Annotated in this window: 19 protein-coding genes; 3 read left to right on the forward strand and 16 right to left on the reverse strand. The window is 39.8% G+C overall.

Annotation, left to right across the window (positions count from 1 at the left end; translation table 11 throughout):
• Positions 1 to 76 precede the first annotated feature (76 nt).
• The 13 genes from E4N74_RS01965 to E4N74_RS02025 all read right to left on the reverse strand — a co-directional run bounded on the left by E4N74_RS01965 (position 77) and on the right by E4N74_RS02025 (position 17,853).
• Positions 77 to 1,798 carry an ABC transporter ATP-binding protein gene (locus tag E4N74_RS01965; RefSeq protein WP_044978823.1) on the reverse strand — a complete coding sequence of 574 codons (1,722 nt, stop codon included), beginning with the start codon at positions 1,796 to 1,798 and terminating at the stop codon, positions 77 to 79.
• A 2-nt stretch (positions 1,799 to 1,800) separates the two neighbouring features.
• Entirely contained in the window at positions 1,801 to 3,537 is a 1,737-nt protein-coding gene (locus E4N74_RS01970) for an ABC transporter ATP-binding protein (protein ID WP_044978824.1), read from the reverse strand.
• Between the two features lie 124 nt (positions 3,538 to 3,661).
• Complete coding sequence (locus tag E4N74_RS01975; protein ID WP_255818663.1) at positions 3,662 to 4,588, reverse strand: alpha/beta fold hydrolase; 927 nt, start codon at positions 4,586 to 4,588, stop codon at positions 3,662 to 3,664.
• A 202-nt stretch (positions 4,589 to 4,790) separates the two neighbouring features.
• Positions 4,791 to 5,444, reverse strand: coding sequence for a TetR/AcrR family transcriptional regulator (locus tag E4N74_RS01980; protein WP_255818665.1), 654 nt, complete (start codon positions 5,442 to 5,444; stop codon positions 4,791 to 4,793).
• Between the two features lie 225 nt (positions 5,445 to 5,669).
• Positions 5,670 to 7,532 (reverse strand): ABC transporter ATP-binding protein, encoded by a 1,863-nt coding sequence (locus tag E4N74_RS01985; RefSeq protein WP_255818666.1) that lies wholly within the window; start codon positions 7,530 to 7,532, stop codon positions 5,670 to 5,672.
• A gap of 225 nt (positions 7,533 to 7,757) precedes the next feature.
• On the reverse strand, positions 7,758 to 9,497 hold the full coding sequence (locus E4N74_RS01990; protein ID WP_255818667.1) for an ABC transporter ATP-binding protein: 1,740 nt from the start codon (positions 9,495 to 9,497) through the stop codon (positions 7,758 to 7,760).
• Positions 9,498 to 9,541: 44 nt separating this feature from the next.
• Complete coding sequence (locus E4N74_RS01995) at positions 9,542 to 11,158, reverse strand: ABC transporter ATP-binding protein (RefSeq protein ID WP_255818668.1); 1,617 nt, start codon at positions 11,156 to 11,158, stop codon at positions 9,542 to 9,544.
• Positions 11,158 to 11,862: an energy-coupling factor transporter transmembrane component T gene (locus E4N74_RS02000; RefSeq protein ID WP_255805999.1), complete on the reverse strand. Its 705-nt coding sequence runs from the start codon at positions 11,860 to 11,862 to the stop codon at positions 11,158 to 11,160. Before E4N74_RS02000 ends, E4N74_RS01995 begins: the two co-directional genes overlap by 1 nt.
• Positions 11,863 to 11,892: 30 nt before the next feature.
• Entirely contained in the window at positions 11,893 to 12,474 is a 582-nt protein-coding gene (locus E4N74_RS02005) for an MptD family putative ECF transporter S component (RefSeq protein WP_044978831.1), read from the reverse strand.
• Between the two features lie 142 nt (positions 12,475 to 12,616).
• Complete coding sequence (locus tag E4N74_RS02010; RefSeq protein WP_255818669.1) at positions 12,617 to 14,239, reverse strand: ATP-binding protein; 1,623 nt, start codon at positions 14,237 to 14,239, stop codon at positions 12,617 to 12,619.
• 164 nt (positions 14,240 to 14,403) lie between these two features.
• Positions 14,404 to 15,675, reverse strand: a complete 1,272-nt coding sequence (locus E4N74_RS02015; RefSeq protein ID WP_255818670.1) for an Ig-like domain-containing protein — start codon at positions 15,673 to 15,675, stop codon at positions 14,404 to 14,406.
• Positions 15,676 to 15,692: 17 nt separating this feature from the next.
• Positions 15,693 to 16,385, reverse strand: a complete 693-nt coding sequence (locus E4N74_RS02020) for a hypothetical protein (protein ID WP_255806002.1) — start codon at positions 16,383 to 16,385, stop codon at positions 15,693 to 15,695.
• 343 nt (positions 16,386 to 16,728) lie between these two features.
• On the reverse strand, positions 16,729 to 17,853 hold the full coding sequence (locus E4N74_RS02025; RefSeq protein WP_255817784.1) for an ISAs1 family transposase: 1,125 nt from the start codon (positions 17,851 to 17,853) through the stop codon (positions 16,729 to 16,731).
• 183 nt (positions 17,854 to 18,036) lie between these two features.
• On the opposite strand from E4N74_RS02025, the gene E4N74_RS02030 reads away from it, so the two are divergent.
• Together E4N74_RS02030 and fabZ are read left to right on the forward strand one after the other, a co-directional pair.
• Entirely contained in the window at positions 18,037 to 18,165 is a 129-nt protein-coding gene (locus E4N74_RS02030) for a hypothetical protein (protein WP_255806636.1), read from the forward strand.
• A gap of 26 nt (positions 18,166 to 18,191) precedes the next feature.
• On the forward strand, positions 18,192 to 18,623 hold the full coding sequence (gene fabZ / locus E4N74_RS02035) for a 3-hydroxyacyl-ACP dehydratase FabZ (protein ID WP_044978834.1): 432 nt from the start codon (positions 18,192 to 18,194) through the stop codon (positions 18,621 to 18,623).
• 3 nt (positions 18,624 to 18,626) lie between these two features.
• Here the strand turns inward: fabZ and E4N74_RS02040 are convergent, their stop codons facing one another.
• Entirely contained in the window at positions 18,627 to 19,223 is a 597-nt protein-coding gene (locus E4N74_RS02040; protein WP_420832873.1) for a CAP domain-containing protein, read from the reverse strand.
• Between the two features lie 232 nt (positions 19,224 to 19,455).
• Positions 19,456 to 20,346, reverse strand: coding sequence for an Rpn family recombination-promoting nuclease/putative transposase (locus tag E4N74_RS02045; protein WP_255818671.1), 891 nt, complete (start codon positions 20,344 to 20,346; stop codon positions 19,456 to 19,458).
• Between the two features lie 151 nt (positions 20,347 to 20,497).
• Here E4N74_RS02045 and E4N74_RS02050 point away from each other — a divergent pair, with 151 nt between their 5' ends.
• Positions 20,498 to 22,096, forward strand: a complete 1,599-nt coding sequence (locus E4N74_RS02050) for a UDP-N-acetylmuramoyl-L-alanyl-D-glutamate--2,6-diaminopimelate ligase (RefSeq protein ID WP_255818673.1) — start codon at positions 20,498 to 20,500, stop codon at positions 22,094 to 22,096.
• Here E4N74_RS02050 and E4N74_RS02055 read toward each other — a convergent pair.
• Entirely contained in the window at positions 22,091 to 22,363 is a 273-nt protein-coding gene (locus E4N74_RS02055; RefSeq protein WP_044978838.1) for a hypothetical protein, read from the reverse strand. The genes E4N74_RS02050 and E4N74_RS02055 overlap by 6 nt on opposite strands.
• Positions 22,364 to 22,428: the final 65 nt, after the last annotated feature.

The following is a 22,428-nucleotide window of genomic DNA, read 5'->3' on the forward strand; positions in this document are numbered from 1 at the left end:
ATAGGGCATCTCTAAAAATCTAACAAAGTTTTTAGAGATGCCCATAATTCGGATCAGCGGATATTAACCGATTAAACTAATATACCCACTTTTCCGTGGCTGTAGACTTATCAATCATGTTTTTGTACAATTCGGATTTTTGCAAGAGCTCCGCGTGTTTGCCTTCAGCTTCTATTTTGCCTTCGTTCATCACGATAATTTTATCTGCATTTTCGACCGATTTTAATCTGTGCGAAATGATGATAACTGTTTTATCTTTGATGAGCTTATTTAAGCTTTCTTGAATCTTCATTTCGTTTTCGACATCGAGCGACGCACTGATTTCGTCCAAGATGATAATCGGGGCGTTTTTTAAAAAAGCTCGCGCTATCGAAAGACGCTGGCGCTCTCCGCCTGAAAGACGGCTGCCGTTTTCTCCGACAAAGGTATTCCAGCTTTCGGGCAGAGCTTCGATAAACTCGGTGCAGTTTGCAAGACGGGCTGCTTCCTTTACTTCCTCATCAGCGGCATTTTTATTTCCGACACGGATATTTTCCATAATCGATGTATTGAATAAACCTACGTCTTGGAACACAATCGAAATCTTTTCAAAAAGGCTGTCGGTGTCGATTTTTGCAATGTCCTTTCCGTCTATAAGAATCTGTCCCTTGTTGTAATCATAGAGGCGAGAAGCCAAACGGAGTACGGTAGTTTTTCCGCAGCCCGAAGGACCTACAAGGGCGGTAACCTGATTTTGTTCGGCGGTAAAAGAAATGCCGTCAATAATTTTTTGCCCGTCATTGTAAGAAAACTCAACGTCTTTAAATTCAATACCGTATTTTTGTAAACTTGCAGGTTCTCCTTTTTGTACCGGAGTTTCGCGCAGCTCATTGATACGTTTAACGCGTGAATCGATGTACATAAGCTCTGCAAGGTTTGCTTCGACGGAGGCAACAGCGTCGATAATTCTTGCTGCTGCAATAATGTACCCTATAAAATAAAGGAGAGGGGCGGTTCCGGCTAAATACATTTTTAAACCGAAAAATACCGTTACCCCGACCGAAAACTTGAGTACTGCCATTGCGATGTTAAGCGGAATCGCTTGATGGGCTTCAACCGATAGATGAAGTTTTTCCGCCTCATCGACATTGCGGTTTAATTTTTCTGCAACCGTATCTGTTCGGCCGTAGCTTTTAATTTCCTGTTGAAGCTCAATCGCCTCTTGGAAAAATTCGGAACGCTCTCGCTGTTTATTAAAATCGCGTGTTGTTTCCCGTACTTGAATCTTCTTTGATAAGATAAGTAAAATAAAACTAATTATAATAGGAACAAAGATACAAAGTCCGAGTCCGGGATGGAATGCAATCATCATTATGCCGATAAGGGCTAAATAAATTAGCAGTCCTATCGTCTGCGGAATGGCATGACTCAAGGCATGTTCAAGAGTTGCAACGTCTGCCATAACCGCTTGCGACAAGTCGGAAATATCATGTTTGGAAAAGTAAGCAAGCGGCAGTGCTTTTAAACGGTTGGCAATTTCAACCCTAAGCTCCTTGCATTCTTTAAACGTTACCGTGTATAGCGTGTCGTAATTTATGTGCAAAAGAATATACATCACCGCTGCAATAACTACAATAATGCCTGTATAAAAGTAAGCGCTTTTAAGCGAACCTTCAAAATAACCTTGTAAAAAAAACATAATCAAAAACATCGGCAGGATATAAGCGATATTTGAAAACACCGACCACACCGATGCCCTAACTAAATCCCGAGCTCCATGCTCGGTAACTCCAAATAATTTTTGTAATTTCTTTTTCATTATCAAAATCTCCATTCATTTGCTTGTGAATATAGCTTTTGTAATCGGCTGTATTTTCCGCCATTTGCCATAAGTTCTTTGTCGCTGCCGCGTTCTATTATGTTTCCGTCTTCTACAACCAGAATTTCATCGACGTTTTTAATGGAACTTAATCTATGTGCAATCATGATTACCGTTTTATTTTTCATCAAGTTTGAAAATGCCTGCTGAATTTCGTATTCGTTTTCGGGATCGGCAGCTGCTGAAGCTTCATCCAAGATAATGATATCAGCATTTTTTAAAATGGCACGGGCGATTGCAACCCGCTGAATCTCTCCGCCCGATAAATGGACACCCTTGGATCCGATAATTGTATTTTCTCTGTCTTTGAATTTATCCAAAATATCTTCGCAGCGTGCAAGGCGTAGAGCATCAAGAACTTCTTCCTTACTTGCATCCTTATTTCCCATTTTAACGTTTTCAAAAATACTGGTTTTAAAAAGTTTAGATGTCTGAAAAACAAAGGCTATATTTTTCATCAAGGCTTGTTTAGAGTATGACGTAATGTTCTTATTTCCTATTAAAATCTCGCCTTCATTTATTCTGTAAAAGCCTGAAATAAGTTTTGCGATTGTACTCTTTCCTCCGCCTGATGATCCTACAAGTGCATAGGTTTTGCCGGGCTCAAGTTTAAAGCTGACATTTTTTAAAATCATTTCTTCATTATAGCCGAATGAAACGTCTTTAAATTCTATATTGAAATTATCGAATTTTTCGTCCGTTCCATGTGTTATGTTATCCTTGCTCATTTCGGTAAAAAGAGTTTCCAACTTATCTACAACGCTCTTTGCCTGAAAGTTGTACATGCCTACATACATAACACGCATAAACGACCCGAAGAGAACTCCTGCAAAGCAGACATAAAAAATAATTTGCGCAACAATAAGATTTCCATCTGCGCCTTTATTCATAAAGTAAATTGCAGCTGGAACCGTAAAGGCGGCAAACAAATTGAACAACACTTGAAACATAACATATGGAATTCGGCAGCTGAGTGTGTACTTATATGCTAAATCCGAATAGTCGATAATTGCAGTGTAAAATGCCTTGAAAGACTCTACCGTGCTTTTAAAGATTTTTACAACCTGCATACCGCGTACGTATTCAACCGCCTCGCTGTTCATCCTTTCCAAAGCAGCCATGTACTTTTGCATAAAGTTCTTATTGCCCATCATAAACACCATCTGCACACCGCCGATTACAGCGATGATGCTGAGCAGAATGCCGAGCTTTACATCTACCATAAAAACAATGATGAACATTAAAATCGGCGTAACAATTGCGGCTACATTGTCTGGAATAAGGTGAGCTACAATCATGTGCGTTTCTTGCGCATTGTCATCGATGATTTTGCGAATCTTTCCCGAATTGTTTACATCGAAAAAAGCAAAGGACGCATTCATCAAATGTTTGATTGCTTCTTTTCGCAAATTCGATTCAAGACGGAAACCCAAGACATGCGAAGCCCATAGGGACGCGAAATACACGAACGAGTAACCGAGCATAAGAGCGACAATCACCGTTGCATAAAACGATCCGTCCGTAACGCTTTTTGTAACCAAAAAGGCATATAAAAACTTCCATAAGTACCAAAATGCTCCCATTTGGCAAGCAACGCCTAAAAAGGAGCAAATAACTGAAATATACACGCAGTGAATTTTTTCGGGTGTATATTTCAACAATCTTTTGTATGTGTCCATAAAGACCTCCTATACCGATTAATTATGTATTTTTGAGCCCAGTCGTTTTTCCAATCGCCAGTGCGGCGCTTTGCCGTCGTCCGCCCAATATTCATCCATCGAAATAATTTTATCGTTCATAGTTTTAATTCTCCGAAAATATTTTGTTTATAAACGATACGATCGCTTCTTCAAGCTGACCGATGCCCGGCTGTTCAATCGGAAAGTGCCCGGCGTTTTCAAGTACGCGCAGTTCTTTCGCACCCCGTATGCGGTCGAAAAACAGGCGGCTTATCCGCTCCGGCGTCCAGCGGTCTTTTTCGGGATGGCAAAGCAAAAGCGGAAGTCCGAACGCCTCAGGCTCTGCGGCGGGAACGCTTTCCATCATGGAACATAAAAAACCCAAGTACACGGATGAACCCGCGCCTCTTTTGTCCCGCAGCAGCAAAGACAGGATCCGCTCGTCGTTGGCGATTGCCTTCATATTCGTTACCGTTCTTACCGGAATCTTTAAACGCCGAATGAAGCGGGGAATAAAGGGCAAAAGCGGTAAGGCGATGTGCGCCTGCACTTTGTTCTTTGCCGAATATTCGCGCACTTCTTTGAATCGGTTGTCCAACAAGGTCGTAACGATGACACCCGACACGCCGCGTACCAAACAAGCGATGTTGTATGCGAGCATGCCGCCGGCGCTCAAACCCAGCACAAAAAGCTTTTTACAGCACGGCAACTCCCGCCGAACGATATAAACGCCCGCATCAATCCACGTGGTGTATGTAGGCACGCCCTCGTATTCGGTATAGCCGTAGCCGGGCAAATCGGGGCATACAATCTTATAGCCGAGACGCGCCAAAGGAACGGCGATAAACGACAAAAGCCGGCCGTTACCGCCGACACCGTGGAACAGCACGAGTGTAATACCGTTGTTGTTTTGTTCGTTGTACACATCGAGATGAATGTCCGCAGCGCCGAATGAACTGAAAGTTTCGGCCGGTGCGCAGCAAGAGCCGATCCTGTTGCGTTCGGGTAAAAACGCTTGCAGTTTTTTCCATGTGTTATCATTCGTGTACACAAGGTACTCCTTTATTCAACAGTTCCACACCTCAAGCCCTCTTGTTTTCAAAGAACTCCAGCCAATGCCCGTCGGGATCTTCGAAGGTCAGCAGTTTGCCGTAAGATTCTTCTCTGACGCCTCCGATCAATTTGACGCCGAGAGAAACCAAATGCCGCCGGATTCGCGTCTTGATATGTTTTGTCTTGTTTTTCCATCTCCGTTATTCCTTCACTTGTTCCATCCAATATTGTTTCCAGCCGGCACAATGGTATACATTAAAGTCGAGCACATATTTCACCGCTTCCGATTTTTTCAAATTATGATAAAAGATCTCTTTTAAATTTTCAAAATGGGATGTTACCATGACATGAATAAAAAACCGTATACGGCGCGACATTTTAACGCCGTCGAGTTTTAATAATTGAAAGGTATCTTTTTCAGTTATATCGATTGCCTTATCGAAAATATGCTCGTAAGAACTTCCCTTCGAACAGCAGACAATCAATTTCATCGCATCCCAATTATCGTAAAAAAAATCTATCATTCGCAAGAACCGATGTTGCGATAGTTCCGTAATTGCGGAAAGGTCGCTCGTTTTCATACCGAAGTTCTGCGATTCAAGAAGATCGCTGTGTGCCATGGTGTTCAATAACTCATCAAATACGCCGCTTACAAGAGCTTCGAATATGCAGTCCTTATTATCAAAAAGGTTATACAGCGCCCCTGTCGTAACCCCCGCCTTTTCTGCAATGGCACGCACGTTAGTATCTGCAAAGCCGTTGGTAAAAAACTCCTGTTTTGCAGCGCGTAAAATCTTTGCCCGTGTGTTTAGCTCATCCTTATCGGCTAATATTTTTCCTTTATAGTTGTCCATATTTGTAATAACCATTCTACTAATTAAGAACAATGTTACTAAAAAGAACTAAAAATGTCAAGCAGGGGTTACTATTATCATCGCAGTGCAGGAACCATAAATGGGATAAGCCTTGCCGGTTCAATGAAGTGAGCCGATTCTCCCAGTAGTATAGTTCCTGCAAATCAGTTAAACCGCGGACATCAAGCGAGACAAGCTCATTGCTGCAGCAGTTCAGCTTAGTAATTATTCTCCCGCAGCCAGTTTCCAGCTTATGCCCGATTGGAAGTTGTTCCACATGCTGTTGTACATGCCGGTCTTTGCTAAAAGCTCTGCATGAGTTCCGGTCTCTTCAATTTTGCCTTCATTGATAACGCAGATTTGATCTGCATTGACAATTGAAGAAAGACGATGAGCAATCATTATTACCGTTTTGTCTTTAAGTAATTGACTTAATGTTTTTTTGATTTTATGTTCGTTTTCTGCATCGGCAAAGCTGGTGGCCTCATCGAGAACAATAATCGGAGAATCATGCAAAAGGGAGCGGGCAATCGCAAGCCTCTGTGCTTCTCCTCCGGAAAGGTATATTCCCTTAGTACCGTATACCGTGTCTATTCCGTCAGGCAGCTTTTCGATAATATCCATGCACTCTGCTTTTTGCAGTACTGCAAGGACTTCTTCGCGTGTTGCATCTTTTTTACCGTAGCGGATATTTTCAAAAATGCTTTCATTAAAAAGTTTATTTTCCTGAAACACAAAGCTGATAAGGTGCATGAGGTCATCTGTTTTGATATCTTTGATATTTACGCCGCCGACGGTAATTTCTCCGGAATCGACTTCCCAAAAGCGTCCGAGTAAATTGACGAGGGTGGTTTTTCCGCCGCCAGAAGGTCCGACAAGAGCAGTCAACGAATGTTCGGGAAGTTTAAGCGATATGCCGCTGATGGCCTTTTTAAAAGACTGTTCGGCAGTTTGAGTCTCTTGTGTTCCTTCTTCTTTATAAGAAAATACAACATTCTTAAACTCAATATCGAATTTTTTCGGCATAACCGAATGTTCCGGTTCGGGGGCGGGCTTTTCATTTAAGATAGCTTCAATGCGGTTGAGGGCATCTCCTCCTTGAAGATTTAAAGTTGAACCATACACGATTTTTATCATCATATTAAATAAAACAGGCGAAAGAGAAAGATAAAAAATAAAACCGTACAAAAACTTTGCATAAGGCTCGCCATTTCCTGCCGTTCCGGCAAAGATAAATGCGGCGGGAACCAAAAAGATAAAGCCCGCTTTTAATAGAGCAAGAAAAACTGCAAAGCCGTTTTCCCAAGCAACGGTATACTTTAAAACATTATCGCGGTAGTTTATAATCGAACTGTAAAAATCCTTAAAGCGGTGTACCGATTGATTAAAAGTTTTAATAACCGAAATACCGCGGATATATTCCGTACCGGCACTGTTCATTTTTTCAAGTGAGTTTTCATAGCTTTCCATAAATCCCATTTTTTTGCCCTTTGCCATCATCACACCTTGAAGAACAAAGGCGATAACAAGTGTCAAAAATGAAATAAGGCCGAATCGCCAATCAAAAAAGAAAAGCAAAAACAAAACGGCAATCGGACTAACTATATTTTGTACGACATCGGGCAGCATGTGTGCAATAAGACCTTCAAGCGAATGGACATTTTTTTCAAATACCTTTCGCACAGAACCGCTTGCATGTGATGTGTGCCAGCCGACCGGAAGGCGGGCAAATGTTTCCGCCAAGCGCATATTCATATTCCCCATTAAATTGAATGCGGTAATATGCGAACATATAAGAGCACCGAAGTACAAAAGGAAACCTGCTGCAGCGGAAATAAGAGCCGCCGCTCCGTAAAAAATCATCCGGTTTATATCGATCGGCACACCCGACATATAAGCTGAAATAATATCGCGCATAACATAAAATACAACTGCATACGGAATAAGCAGTGCAACCGTACTCAAGCTCGATAAAAAAAGCGACACATAGATAAAGGGTTTATGCTTCCCCGCATAAGAGAGAATGCGGCTTACAACCCCCGCCTGCTTTTCCTTTTTAGCCTTCTTTTTTTCTTCATTTGTCTTCATAGTATTACTCCTTTAAAATAATTTGTAACTTGTAACGGATAATTCGTAATTGGAATTGAATTATCCACCGCCCTCCTTGGCGGTTCTGACAAGAGGCTTCTCCTAGCTCGCAAATAGGCGGAGCAGATGCTAGGAGCCTAGCAAAAATAAAGCGGAGACGTACTTTTTGTACGTTGAGCATTTATTTTTGCGTAGCGACAACGCAGATGCCCGCATATTTGCGAGTTAGGCCGACCATGACTCGCTTTCCTTTTGTAGTTTGTACATCATTGGATACGATGACTTTCCTTTTATCAACTCTTCATGTGTACCTATTTCTTCTATCGCTCCGTCTTTGAGAACAACGATTTTATCGGCATTCTCGATTGTTCTTAAACGGTGAGCGATGACTATAACTGTCTTGTTTTTAACGAGCTTGCTCAATGCTTCTTGAATTAAGGTTTCGTTTTCGGGGTCGAGGGCTGCCGTCGCTTCATCGAGGAGGATTATAGGTGCATCTTTTAAAAGAGCACGGGCTATAGAAAGCCTCTGTCTTTCTCCGCCTGAAAGCGTGTAACCGTTTTCGCCGATTACCGTGTCATAACCTTGCGGCAGTTTTTCGATAAAGTCGGTGCACCTTGCAGCCTTTGCGGCGGCAAGAACCTGCTCTCTTGCAGCGTCTTTATTCCCGACAAGGATATTATTGTAGACTGTGTCATTAAAAAGCACTACATCTTGAAAGACGATTGAAAAAGCAGTCAAAAGGGTTTCAGGGTCTACGGTAGAAACATCCGTGCCGCCCACACTCACCGTGCCGGAAGCGGCATCCCAAAAGCGGGCTGCAAGACGGGCAATTGTTGACTTGCCGCAGCCTGAATGTCCGACGAGGGCAGTGATTTCTCCCTGCTTGGCAGTAAAGCTGATATTGCTTACCGTATCGCGGCTTGCATTATCATTGTATGAAAACGAAACATTGTCATATTGAATATCGTAGCCCTTGGGGTTAAAAGTTTCGCTTCCTTTCTGCTTGGGGTAGTTTATGATTTCCATTTGGCGTTCGACTGCCGTGCGTGCGTGGAAAAACTCGCCGAGCAGCATAAAAACGGCGGTAAGGGGTTCAAAAATTCTTCCGGCAATCAGTAAAAAGACGAGGTAGGTAAAAAGCGGGAGACTTCCTTGTGCATACAAAACCGCCCCGACTGCAATAACCAACGGAAATCCGAAGCGGATAATTATGATGGAACCTATCATAGTCGAGCCGACAAATAATTCGGCCTTAACCGCTTCCTTTGTGCTGTGTGCAATATCGTCTTTTACCTTTTGTACATAGCTTTCTTTTTTGTCGGAGGATTTAAGCACCTTGATATTGTCGAGCATTTGCTGAATGGAATTGTAAACGCCGAGCAGTACTGTGTTAATTCTAATTGCATAACGGCGGGCTTGTTTGCGTGATGAGTATACAAGCAAAAATCCGAAAACGGAACAGCTGAAAAGAGCAATCGTCATTCGCCAATCAAAAAGAGCAAGCATTGCCGCCGATACAATAATTGAAATTGCCGCTCCGAATAACTCGGATGCCGTGTGGCTTAGTGCGTGTTCCATTGTAGCAACATCGTTTAAAAGCGTTGCCGTCAAATCCGATAAGTCTTTTTTTCCGAAATACGAGAGAGGCAGCTTCCTGATACTTTCTGCAAGGGAAATACGCACATTAGCCGACTCGTCATAACAAGTTGTATAGGTTTTGCGGTACTTGAGTTTTTCAATTAAAAAAAGCACAATAATGATCAGTACACAAATCCCTAGATAAATCCACGGATTAAAAGCTGCAAGGGAACCGCCTTGAATGGGCTTTAAAAGTTCCTGCAGTGCATAAAATGAAAGTCCCAACGGAACAATCAAAAACAAATTCCCGAAGGTAGTAACAGCTACCGCCTTGTTTAGATCCCGCGCTCCCTTGTCTGACAGCGCAAAATAATTCTTTAACATCATGCCTCCTATAACTAATTCATAATTAGGAATTGAATTAACTCCTAATTAAGTACTTCATTTTTCAAATAATTAAAAACCTCTTCGGCTTTTTCTTTTGTAAATTCCGAATGAGAAATCACAGCTCCTTTTTCCATTAAAATTATTTCGTCGGTAACCAGACTTAAAAATTCAAAGTCATGACTGATAATTAAAATAAGAGTTTGGTTAGATCGTATCGAATTAATCAGCTTGGCCGTTTCTTTCATGTGAAAGTAATCCATTCCTGAGGTCGGCTCATCCATGATGATAATACGCGCACCTGAACTGATAGCAGCTCCTATCGAAACACGTTGTTTTTGTCCTCCCGACAAACTTAGTGGGTGCTTATCTTTTAGCTCCGTCAAATTCATCGCCTTTAAAATAGCTTCAACATCGGGAGCTCTTTCTTCCTTATTTTCAGCTTTAGTGTTTTGTTCCGGTTTAATCTTTTTATTTTTACCGAGAGCTATTTCATCTTCAACGCTTTCGGTAAAAAGCTGATAGCCTACATCCTGCAATACCATGTACGAAAGCTCAAGCCGCCGTTCGGCATTAATCTTTTTTCCGTTTAATAGAACGGAATCTTTTTTTGCTTTGAGTAAGCCGGTAAGACATTGAGCAAATGTACTTTTGCCTTGACCGTTTTTTCCGGTAAGAGCGATAACCTTGCCGAATTCCATTTTTAAATTTTGCACACGGAGAAAATCGTTTTTTTCTTTTTTAAAACGATAGAATAAATTTTCTACAGTCAGATGTGCCGATTTTGTGTCTTCCGTATTTTTATCTTCTTTATTTTTACGGATAGTTTCCGAGCTTTGCACCTGCATATAATCCGAATCTTCCAAACGGTTAAAAACATTTTTGTTCATTGTTATGGGACGAAGCAAGAATTCTTTTCTATTTTGTTCCGAAAGAGCAAGGAATTCTTGTTGAGAAAATTCTTTTTCAAGCTTACCTTCTTTTATTAAAAAAGCCCGATCTATAAGTTCATTTAAAAAATACAGGCGGTGTTCACTTATGATTAAAGTTTTACCCGACTTTTTTAAAAGACTAATAACTTCAGCTATTTTTTCTATATAATATAAGTCCAAATTGGATGTGGGCTCATCCATAACGATGATATCCGTATCGGCAGCAAGAGCTGAGGCTATAGCAATCATCTGTTTTTCTCCGCCTGAGAGATTAAAAATATTCCGGTCAAGCAGATGTTTAATATTCAAAAATTCCGAAATAAAGTTGAGCCTTTGATGCATCTTTTCAAAAGGCGTTCCCATGTTTTCAAGAAAGAAAAGAATTTCAGAAGTGGTATCCAAATTAAAAAACTGGGATTTGGGGTTTTGGAAAACCGTAGAAACTTTTTTTGAAATATCGTAAATAGGTTTTTCTTTTATCGATTCTCCCAAAACTTCAATGGAGCCTAAAAGTTTTCCTTCATAATAGTTTGGAATCAGACCGTTTATTGTGCGCAGCACGCTTGTTTTTCCGCAGCCGGAAATTCCTGTAAGTAAAATACATTCTCCTTTTTTTATCGAAATGGAAATATCGTTTAGTGCGGATAAGTTTTTTGTGTCTGGCTGATCCATATTTTCAGAGGCTTGATAATTAAAACAGAGGTTTTGAAGATTGACTGCCGTTTCCATTATGCATGTATCCTCGTTATTCCTGCAGCGATAAAGACCGCTATTATGTAAAGAAAAATAAAAGCATCTGCCGCCGTAAAGCGGGAGGTTTTATAGCGTACTTTTTTTGCCGGAGCGTCTACGCCCTTGGTGTGTCCCGCAGCAGCAAGTTCATCTCCGATTCTTGAAGCGGATGAAAGGAGGGGAACCATCATATATTCAAGTGTCAAAATAGGTTTACTGATTACATTTACCGCATTAAGACCGATTCCCCTCATTTTCATTGCATTTTTAATATTGCCGTATTCTTCTTTAAGGGTCGGAAAAAATCTGAACATAACTGCAATAGTTATCACAAGTGAAAAAGGCAGTTTTAATTTTTCAAGAGCGTTCATCAAAAGACCGACAGGCGTTGAAGAAATTAAATAGTTTCCGGCAACAATGGGCATCATAAATCTGCGGACAATAAAACCTACAGGCATTACAATACTTGTAACGCCGGGAATATCTTGAGGCAGATAGGTGAGGCCGGCAAGAAATAAAAAGACCGCCATCAATTTTATTGCCGATTTAACTTGCCTGTTCATCACAAATAAAAAGGCTAAAAGAGCGGCACTTAAAATTTCTACATATATGGGAACAAGAATTATGATAGATGCTCCCATTGCCAGAACTAAAAATATTTTTGTCCGCGGATCAAGAACCAAGATTGCTTTTTTTTTCATTCAATTTTTTTAAAGAAAGTCTGCTTTTAATTACAGAAGGCCTGCTTTTTCAAAGTGTTTCTTTAAAACTTTTTTACCCAAAAGCCCGCCGAGTAGTCCGCCTAAAAATGCCGTAATATAGAGTATCGGCATAATCCACCATGGGAGACTTGTTAATCCTATTGCATATTCGGTTCCCATCATTTTTTCGGTGAGAGCAAAATATTGATCTTTTAAAATAAAGATTTGCCAAAACGCTCCGCAAAGCCACAGCGACATGATCGAATATCCTGCGATGCTTCCCTTTGCCGTATTATAACCGAATATTTTGCGTACGATTTCTGCAAGGGCTGCAACAATAAGTGAGTGGATTGCAACTACCGGCGTGTGTCCAGTGAGGGTCATAAGACATCCGGGAATTGCTGCAAAGATAAAAAGGGCGAAGGGTTTTTGCACCTTTGCAAGTAAAAACATTACCGCAATTCCTAAAACTAAACTTACGGTAAAGGGGAATGCTAAATAGGTTATAATCGCAAGACCTAATGGCATGCCTATTACAAAAAGTCCTACAAAATAAATAACGGTAAAAATACCTATATTGATTAGATCCTTTAAAGCCAACTTGTTGTTCATAAATAGACTCCTTATGAGATTGACAAAAATAAGGACAGCCGCCTATTAAAGCGCCGGTACTGTCATCAACGGCTAACATTATACAAAAAATAAGGATTTAGTCAACTATCAGTAACTTTTTTTTGATCGGCCGGCCGGCCGGTTATAAGGTTTCCGCTTCCCAAGTGCCGGCAGTTCCTTCATCGATACCGTCGGCAAACATCGCTCCTATTAGGACTATCTTTTTTCCGCCCGCCTTATATGGTTCAGCATAGCCTTTTTCTCTTATCTGCCGGATAGCTTCTTTAGGTGTGCCCGAATTCATCAGTTTAAACTCGAAGACATAAACCGTATCATCCGTGTGAACCACACAGTCAGCCCTTCCTTTTGAGCTTACTACCTCCGTTTGAACAAATTGTCCCATCAGACTAGAGATTATATAAAAGGCTATCTGATAATCCCTTTCCCTCATCTGCACATTTTCTTTTGAAGCTAAACTGTAAGGAAGGCCTGCACAGGCTGTGTACATCCTTTTCATAAAAGATTCGGTATCTCCCTTTTCAATGTCTCTGACAAAATTGCCTATAAATAAACCGCTTGAATCCTTTGGGATTGAAGTATAGGCCGACACAAGATTATCTAAAAAACCGTATTTTACTTCATCATTCGGAAAGCCGAGTTTGTACAAGCCCAGTCTCTCGTCATAATCTTTTATGGTTAAATAGCCCGATTGGAACAGAATCGGTATCGGGTTATTCATATCGGGACGGTAATCCTGTAAGGCATTTTCGCCCATTTCGGTATTTTCTAAAATATCGCGGATAGAAATATCTTTTTGCTTTTGTAAGGTTCTAACCAAAAAGGTGGGGGTTCCTGTTGCAAACCAGTAAGAGCCCGTTTCTTTTTTTATAAGGGCATTAAGCAAACTAAAGGGATTGTATACGCTCTCTCCTTCATGATGAAAAAAATATCCGTCATAACGCTTTTTTAGAAGAGCAAGAGTTTCCTCATAACTTAGGTTACGGTTGACCGCCAACTCTTCAATTTCGGGTTTAAAGGATTGTATCAATTCGTTTTCAGTAATACCGCAAATACATGAATAATCTTTTTCCAGAGATATGTCCCGCAAATTATTTAAATCGCTGAAGATGCTCACCTTGCTGAATTTAGTTACCCCCGTTAAAAAGGCAAAACGGATATATTCATCGCAGGATTTAATGACTCCGTAAAAGCCCTTTAATATACGGCGGTATTCTTCATTTAGGGACTCATTTATAATCATAGTTTCAAGGAGGGGCTTATCGTATTCGTCCACTAGGATAACCGCCTGTTTACCGGTTTTTTCGTAAGCTCTTCTTATAATTCCCATAAAACGCTCAGGAAAAGTAGTCTCGGATGACCTTTCCCCATAGGTTTCTTCCCAAATACAAAGCCTATTGTTTAAAAGAGCTTCCAAATCTTCTCTTGTCTCATATTTTGAAGCATTAAAATCCAAGTATAGAACGGGATGTTCAACCCACGCTTCGGTTTTTTCCCTTTCGGCCCGCTTTTCTTCCTCGTCTTCGATATAAAGTCCTTTAAAAAGGTCTTTTTTACCCGAAAAATAAGCCTTTAAGGTAGAAAGAAAAAGGCTTTTTCCGAACCTTCGCGGGCGGCTTAAAAAAAATACACGGCTTTCAGCTGCAAGTTTTAACACATATTCGGTTTTATCTACATAAACAAAGCCGTCATTACGCATAACTTTAAAACTTTGAACGCCTATAGGCAGTCTTCTAATACCGGTCATTTTCTATCCCCTTAAAATTATTCGGCAATTTTTAATGTATAATTAACCGTTGCTCATTGATTTATTATATCATATTTTTTAAATTTTTATAAGGGAATAAGAATAACGGATAATTACCGATTTAACCAACCGGTGAATTATCCGTTATAACCTGTTACAAATTATTAAATAGCTGCGGTTTCATAAAATTGGTGGCCGATTTGTTTCAATGGCTTCCATTTTTTGTTTTTGATTACTTGCAGTTCGTCCGGGGTAAAGTCCGTATAGTTACCCTCGGTAATGCCGCTTATGTCGGCATAAAGAACGCACTGTGCATCCTCGTTGGTCTTCTTCTTAGGTAAATCGTTAAAGAGTTGTGTAAAAGCAGCTTTATCAAGCTGATTGTTGTAGCACCACAGCTCTTTTAAGTTAGTTAAAACCTGCACATTCAGCTTTGTAAGCTGATTGTTGTAGCAGCGCAGAGTTTTTAAGTTATTTAACCCCTGCACATTCAGCTCTTTAAGCTGATTCATGGCGCAATTCAGATATGTTAAGTTATTTAATCCCTGCACATGCAGCTTTGTAAGCTGATTGTTGTTGCAGACCAGCATTTTTAAGTTATTTAACCCCTGCGCATTCAGCTCTGTAAGCTTATTATCCGTGCAGTACAGTTCTGTGATATCCCCTTTTAAGATAACCCTGTCGCCGGTTGCGGTTAGGGTGGTTTGAACTCCGGAACTAAGTGGTTCGTTTTCTTCACATCCTGCCACAGTTATATCACCACTGTTTAGGGTTTTGTCGTAAATAGTAATTTCTTTTTTATCGGGGCTAAGATAAAGGATTGCTCCTTTTTCTACCTTTATGTTGCAGGTTGCAGTCTTGTTACCGTCTTTCGTAGTTGCCCTAATTACGGCGGTACCTCCGGCCTTACCCGTTACATTTCCGTTTTGGTCTACTTCCGCAATTGCAGGCTTGTCCGAAGCCCACATTATAGTTTTGTTGCTTGCATTTGCAGGGTTGATTGTTGCAGTCAGTTTAGAGCTTTTTCCCGACAGAAGTTCCAGTGCCGTTGTATTGAGTGTTATACTCTCTACGGGTATAAACTTTACCTGTATTGTGCAGCTTGCCGTCTTGTTGCCGTCTTGCGTAGTTGCCCTAATTACGGCCTTGCCTTCGGCCTTACCCCTTACAGTTCCGTCTTGGTCTACTTCCGCAATATCAGGCTTGTTCGAATCCCAGGTTATTGTTTTGTTGCTTGCATTTGCAGGGTTGATTGTTGCAGTCAGCTTAGTGCTTTCGCCTACCCCGAGGTTAAGTTCCGTTTTATCGAGCGTTACGCCCTCTACCGAAACTTTTTTGTCCTCAACTTTTTGCGGACAGCCTGTAAACAAACCGATAAACAGCATAAAGAGTGCCGCTCCCGGTAAAATTCTTTTTGCATAGTTCGTTATTTTCATATCAACTCCTATCTCCTTTAATGTATTTTATTCTTGACGATGTTTTTTCCGTATTCAAAAAGGCTTATAAATGTACTTATGCCGAAGCCGTTTTGTGCTTGTATGATTTTTAATACATCTAAACCCATTTCTTTTACGCTCTTATTCTCGTCAATAAATTGCCTGATCATTTTTGTGCTTTTTTCATCGCTTTTTACAATGTCAAGAAGTTCTTTTTTATTTAAAAACCCCTTATTTTTGGCAAAGCACAAAAAACTTGAAAGTTTTACCTTTATAAGCTCATTATTAAAACTTGAATCGGTGTAAAAGCCTTCATCTTTTAAACTTTGAACAAAGTCGGCTTTTATAACAGGGTCTTCTTCAAGGAATACCAAATAATCGCCGTCAATTGCGACCTTAGTTTCGTCTCCCATCTTCTTCAATAATTTAGCAAGATTTTCCGCCTTTTCATCCTTACCGTACTTTGCATTTGCATCAAGAATGTAGGATTTTAACCTTGTTTCGTTTATTTGAAGATTTTGAGCCTTTTCTCTGTTGTTTTTTCCTTCTAAAAGGCCGTGCTTTTCAAAAAGAAAAAAGAGCAAACAGTCCAAGTCCCTTTTAGGCATACTGCCGAAAGGATGTTTTTGCAATTCTTCAAATAAGTCCTTAGAAAAGTGTTCAAATGGCTTTTCATTTGACTTTTCGTCGTAATCTGTGTTTAATTTCATATTAAACCTCCTCCGTAAATGCTTAATACATACAAAAAAATGCTTAATGTATAAAAAAAACCGTACAGCCGGAATAAATTGACCATACGGTTTGGATTTGAGATGATGCCGATATACGAAAAAGAATTTTTAAAAAAACTATCTGTTAGAGATATTATAGCTAATAGAGAAAATGGGGGGGGGTGGGTAAGCTATAGTTGACATTTTTATTCCGTTCCCGTCATACAAGTATGGAATATTAAAAAGAGTAAATTGTCCGTCAAAAACAGCTTTTTTATTCATAATTTTACTTTAGCCTAAAAAATAAAAGATGTCAATAGCTTGCCGGAATGGTGCATGGAAATCAATTTTGTAATATTTTTTTGATAAAGGATATATCCATGAGAGCTTTAAACATAATGTGTGACAAAGAAGATTTAGGTGCATTTTTTTGTTTGTATCGCGAGACCAAATTTAACGCCACTTTCCGTCCTATGTTCAAGGCTTGTTGTAGATTTTTATCTAAAAGCCGACAAAAGTCTTCTCTAAAATGAACATCTAATAACCAATGCATGGTTTCTACAACCCATTCTTTTCTTGCTATATCCAATAGCTGTTGAGCTGTAAGTTTTCTGCTCGAAATATAATAATGCCATTCATCACTCTTTCCTTTCTTACTCTTAAACTCTGAATGAATAGCTCCAATACAGCTTAACCCCTCCCATTCATCTGTATTATCCATCCAACCTAAATTAGTTGTGCAGAAGGCTGTTCGCTTTTCAACTCTTTCACGATTTTTTTCACTTTTACAAGCTGTTTCCATTTGTTTTCTTAAAATTTCATCTTGAACATATTCTTCAATATCCGTTTTTAGTAAAGGCTGCTTCCCTTTTACCGACAGTAAATAGTCCCCTTTTCCCTCTTTTATGATTTTTGCCGTTTCTTTTTGACAATTTAAGGCATCTGCAACGATTATATGCCCTTTTATATTAAGAGTTTTTATAAGAGCTTGAACCGTAGGTATCTCGTTTGTCTTTCCTTTAACACATTTTTGTGCCAATGTTATACCAAATTCTGCAACTTGTGCAGAGACTATGTGCAGCGGACTTTCATAGCTGCTCATTTTATCTGTTGAACGGATAGTTTTTCCGTCTATCGCTATTGTAAGAGGCTTTTCTGTACCGTATTCTTTGATAAGAGCTTCAGCCATATTCATAAAACATTCGTTTAATGAGTCTATGTTTATCAATTTAAGTAGACAGGTTAGCCAATAATAGCAAGGTATTTTCTCTATTCCGAATTCTTTACGAAGTTTTTCTTTTATAATATCTTCAGTTGCCCACTCGTGTATCTCTCTAATATTTTTACGTCCACAAAGAAGTCCAAGTAGTAATATTTTTAAAGCTTCCTTTACGCTGTAAAAATATCCGTCGTGATTGCTAATTATTTTGATGTCGTTAAAGTAATCAAATATATTTTCTATTTCCATACCTTCATTATCGGCAGTTTTTAGCAAAATTGATTTCCGTGGGAATGGTGTCGGAATGGCCGGCCGGCTTCCTGTTGTTTTACCGAAGCTCCTTATAACGAATTAACATACTTGACATAAAATACTTGACGATTGAAAAATAAGCCGTTTTATGGTATAATCGAGGTGTTGAGAGGTTAAAAGGTGCTCAAAAGTTTTGATGAGTTGACCATTGCAGACGACTTTATGTTCTGTAAAATTACGCAAGATTTTGTAAGATTTTGTAAGATTATGCAGGATGAAAAAACGTGTAAAACCTTTCTAAACGTATGAGAATATAAAAAATAATGGAGAAGTATATGAGCATTACAAAAGATATTGAAAGCCTGATTCCTCACAGAAAACCTTTTTTGTTTGTGGACGAGATTATCAGTGCCGACGAAAACGGGAGTGTGAGTGAACACGTCTTTACCCAAGACGAATTCTTTTTTAAGGGACACTTCCCCGAATACCCTGTTGTGCCGGGAGTCATCCTTGTCGAAACAATGGCTCAGGCCGGAGGAGCTGCCTTGAGTTTTCAAAAGATTTTGGAAGAGGGGTCTTTATTCTTTTTGGCTACAGTCGATAAGGTTAAGTTCCGATCGCAGGTTAAGCCCGGCGATAAGGTCAGGATGGAAGTTACAAACTTGCGTGTATCTCCGCGCATGATTAAGCAGGCAGGAAAGGCCTATGTAGGCGATACCCTTGCCGCCGAAGCCGAATGGATGTGCCTCGTCGGTAAAGGGGTTTAAAACCTATTTTGAAACATAGTCCCCTGCAAAGTCCATAACGCTTACGGCACCGTAGGGGGCTTTACCCTTATCGTTATAACCGATACCCGCCTTTTTAAATTCTTTTTTGAGGATATTTATGCGGTGTCCGCGATCCGCAACTCCGTCATCGATTAAAAGCTGTGCTACAATTTCTCTCCCTGTCTTAGGACCGTATGCGCAGTTTTCGCCGGCAGTTATAAGTACTTTTCCGTAACGGTTCATTCGGTCAAATGGAGATGAACCGTCACTGCCGTAATGTCCTGCTTGCCCTGTTTCAGCTTGATCATCGGCAAGCCATTGGGCGGAATAACACAGGCCTTTTTCAAGTTCTAAAAGCTCCATTGGTTTTGTCTTCATCAGAGCATCCATACATTCTTTTACTGCTGATGCTCCCTCATTTGTTAATATAGGAATTTGCCCCGGAGCTTTATAAAGTTTTCCGTCAAAGTATTTTAGCCGAGGTTTAATTTCTTCTTCGGCATATTTTTTAGGATTGCGCCTTACCCTGTTAAGTTCAGCGAGAATATCTTTTACAATAGAGCTCTGTGTTGCATTATCATGCGGTGCATTGTCATGCATTGCATTGCTATTCACTGTATTGTCATTTGAAGCAACATTCGCCTGTGCCGGAGAAGAAAGGCTCTCGCATGAACTTAAAAAAATAAAAACAGAAAGCACCCAGAGGGCAAATAACTTATTTTTCATATAATTCCTCCCATAAGATAAACAGCGAGGCAACATTTGTGCCAAACTGCTTATTACACCTCCCATAAAAAGTCAATAGGATTGTTATTGACATATCATATTGATTTTATAAAGCCTCTATTTCTTCTTTGGGAAGACCGGTCATTGTACAAATTTCGGCAATGGGGTAATTATGCATACGCATAAGCTTTGCCGTTTCAAGTTTTGTTTGGTAAGCTCCATCGGAAAACCCTTGTTCAATTCCTTGCTCAATGCCTTCAGCAAAGGCGATTTCACGCTCTTCAGCTCTCTGTACTGCAATGTCCGTATCATAGTCATATTCTGCCACTAACATATTGATTACCTCCCGTGATTTTCGCTGTAAATATTCTCTTAATATTCCTTTTTCTATACATATTTTTACCGCATTGGTAAAACCGTTTTCGCTGTCGAGTTGAGTTTGGGTTCTCACCTCTTTAACAAACAAACTATATTCATCTAAGGTTTTACAACGGCTCAATACTTCCGTTCTCTTACTCTTGTTTATGTTATATACCTTTACCTCAAGCTCTAACGGTATCTGTTCAGACTTTGTAATAAAAGCATCGGATAGTTTTAGAACCGTAGTTTCAGGGTAATCGTCTAATCCATTATAAAAAACGTAAAACTCAGGTGTAGGTATTTTTGACAGTTTTCTTAAATACCTGTCGGTTGGTGCTTGTAGTTTTTCATATAGTCTTGCTATATATTCTAAAAAGCGTAGAGGCATATTTTCATTTATTGTAGATTGGTGTTCAGCCAATACAATGATTTTACCGTCTACAAGGCATGAAACATCATTGACAATGTTCATGTACATGACATTATCAAGCCTTATGTTTTCTACAGGGCATGAAAGCGGCAAATTTGTGCCGTGTAATGCGTTGTAAAGTGATAAAAAGTTTTCTTTTGCCTTTTCGTCTTCACTGAATAGGTCGACAAAAACCGAGTCTTTATATTTTCTGTTTAAAGTACTCATAGAAGTTTCCTCACTTATTGTATTATAGCACACTTACAGCAATTTTGTAAGGGAGTATCTTTTTTAATTGGTAATGTGTAATTAAAAACCTTTCCCCAAAAGATATCAATATTACTTGATAATTTACAACTTATCAATTATACTTTTTCTTATGGAATATAAAAAATCGATTGCAGAATGTATCAAAGATATTGAAGTTATAAATTTCTTTGGAAAATATAAATCCCTTATAAATTCTATAGAGTATGATTCTAGGAAGATAGTACCCGCCGTTATAGACGATGAAACGGGCATAAAAAAAGGTGCTGCATTTTTTGCTCTTCCCGGTATTCATACCGACGGGAAAAAATTTATAGATTCTGCAATCAAAAACGGAGCCGTTTGTGTTTTTTATGAGGGAGATTTAAATAATCATTCTTATGATGAAATTTGTTTTATTCAGGTGAATGATGTGCGCAAAACCATGTCCAAGGTTTCTTCTGTTCTTTATGATGAGCCGTCAAAGGCACTAGGCGTAATAGGTGTTACCGGAACCGAAGGAAAGAGCAGTACCGTTTCTTTTATCTTTCAGCTTTTAAACCTTTGCGGAAAAAAGGCCGGTTTTTTTTCTACAGTTGAATATTCCATAGACGGAAATGTAATTCCGAATCCTGAACATCAGACCACTCCCGAATCTAACATAGTCCAGCTGCGTCTGGCTCAAATGAGGGATTCTGGATGCAGCTATGCCGTAGTGGAAGCCTCCTCTCACGGTCTTTCCCCGAGGACTGCCCGTCTTGAAGATGTGGCCTTTGATGCAGCTGTTTTTATGAACGTAACTCAGGAGCACTTGGAATTTCACGGAACCGTCGAACAGTACCGATATGACAAGGCCAATCTTTTTAGAGCTCTGGATAAAAATTTAGGGAAAGGATTTCCCATATTCGGAATAGTAAACTATGAAGACCCGTCCGCTCCTTATTTTATGGAAGCAACTAAAAAACATGTCTATCCTTTTAGCACCGAGCTTAAAGATCTAAAAAAAATTGAAGAATATGGAGGCCTTTTTGCCAAGGATATTAAAGAGTATTCAACCGGAATTAAATTTACGCTTTGCGATTTTTCTGTTAAAAAAGAATATGGGTGCGAATTAAAACTTGCAGGAATCTTTAATGTAAAAAATATTCTCGCCTCGGTCTTGGTCGTACAAAGAATTACGGGACTTGATATCGAGCTTATAATAGAAAAACTTCCTCTTGTAAAACCCGTAAAGGGAAGGATGATGCTGATAGATGAGGGGCAGGATTTTGAGGTGCTCATCGATTATGCCCACACCCCTTCTTCCTTTATGACAATTTTCCCTTCAATAAAAGAGCGCATAAAAAAATCGGGAGGAAGGGTCATAAGCCTTTTCGGTTCGGGCGGAGAAAGAGATGTAAAAAAAAGGCCGGAGCAGGGGCGAATAGCGGCCCTATATTCCGATATCGTAATTCTTGCAGACGAAGACCCTCGCGGCGAGGATTCCGTTGAGCTTTTGGAAATGATAGCCGCAGGCTGTCCCGAAAAAAAGAGAGGAGAAGAGCTTTTTATAATTCCAGACCGTCCTTCTGCAATCAAAAAAGCATTCAGCCTTGCCGGTAAAAACGATGCGGTTCTCCTTTTAGGAAAGGGACACGAAAATTCCATCATCTTTAAAGATAGAACCATGCCCTACGATGAAGAAACCACGGCAAGGGAACTGTTAAAAGCGATGATTATGACAAACTTATAATCTAGGATCCACTGGCTCGCTTTCTAGGGCTAAAACGGCAAAGACACTTTCGTGCACACGCCTTAAAGGTTCTTTTTTTACAAAGCGTTCAAGAGCCTCTATGCCTAAGGCAAATTCCTTTAAGGCTAGGGCTCTTTTTTTTGCTAAGCCTCTTTTCTTTAGCCGGTCTAAATTTTCTTTTTCGCAATATTCGGGGCCGTAAATAATACGCAAGTATTCTTTACCTCGGCACTTAACTGCCGGTTGAATGAGACCCTTTTTAAACAAGAATTACAAGACTTGTGATTTTTATTAAAAAATGATAGAATAAACCTCGAACACAATATGGAGAT

The sequence above is a fragment of the Treponema putidum genome, assembly GCF_024401155.1.
GTDB classification, from domain to species: domain Bacteria; phylum Spirochaetota; class Spirochaetia; order Treponematales; family Treponemataceae; genus Treponema_B; species Treponema_B putidum.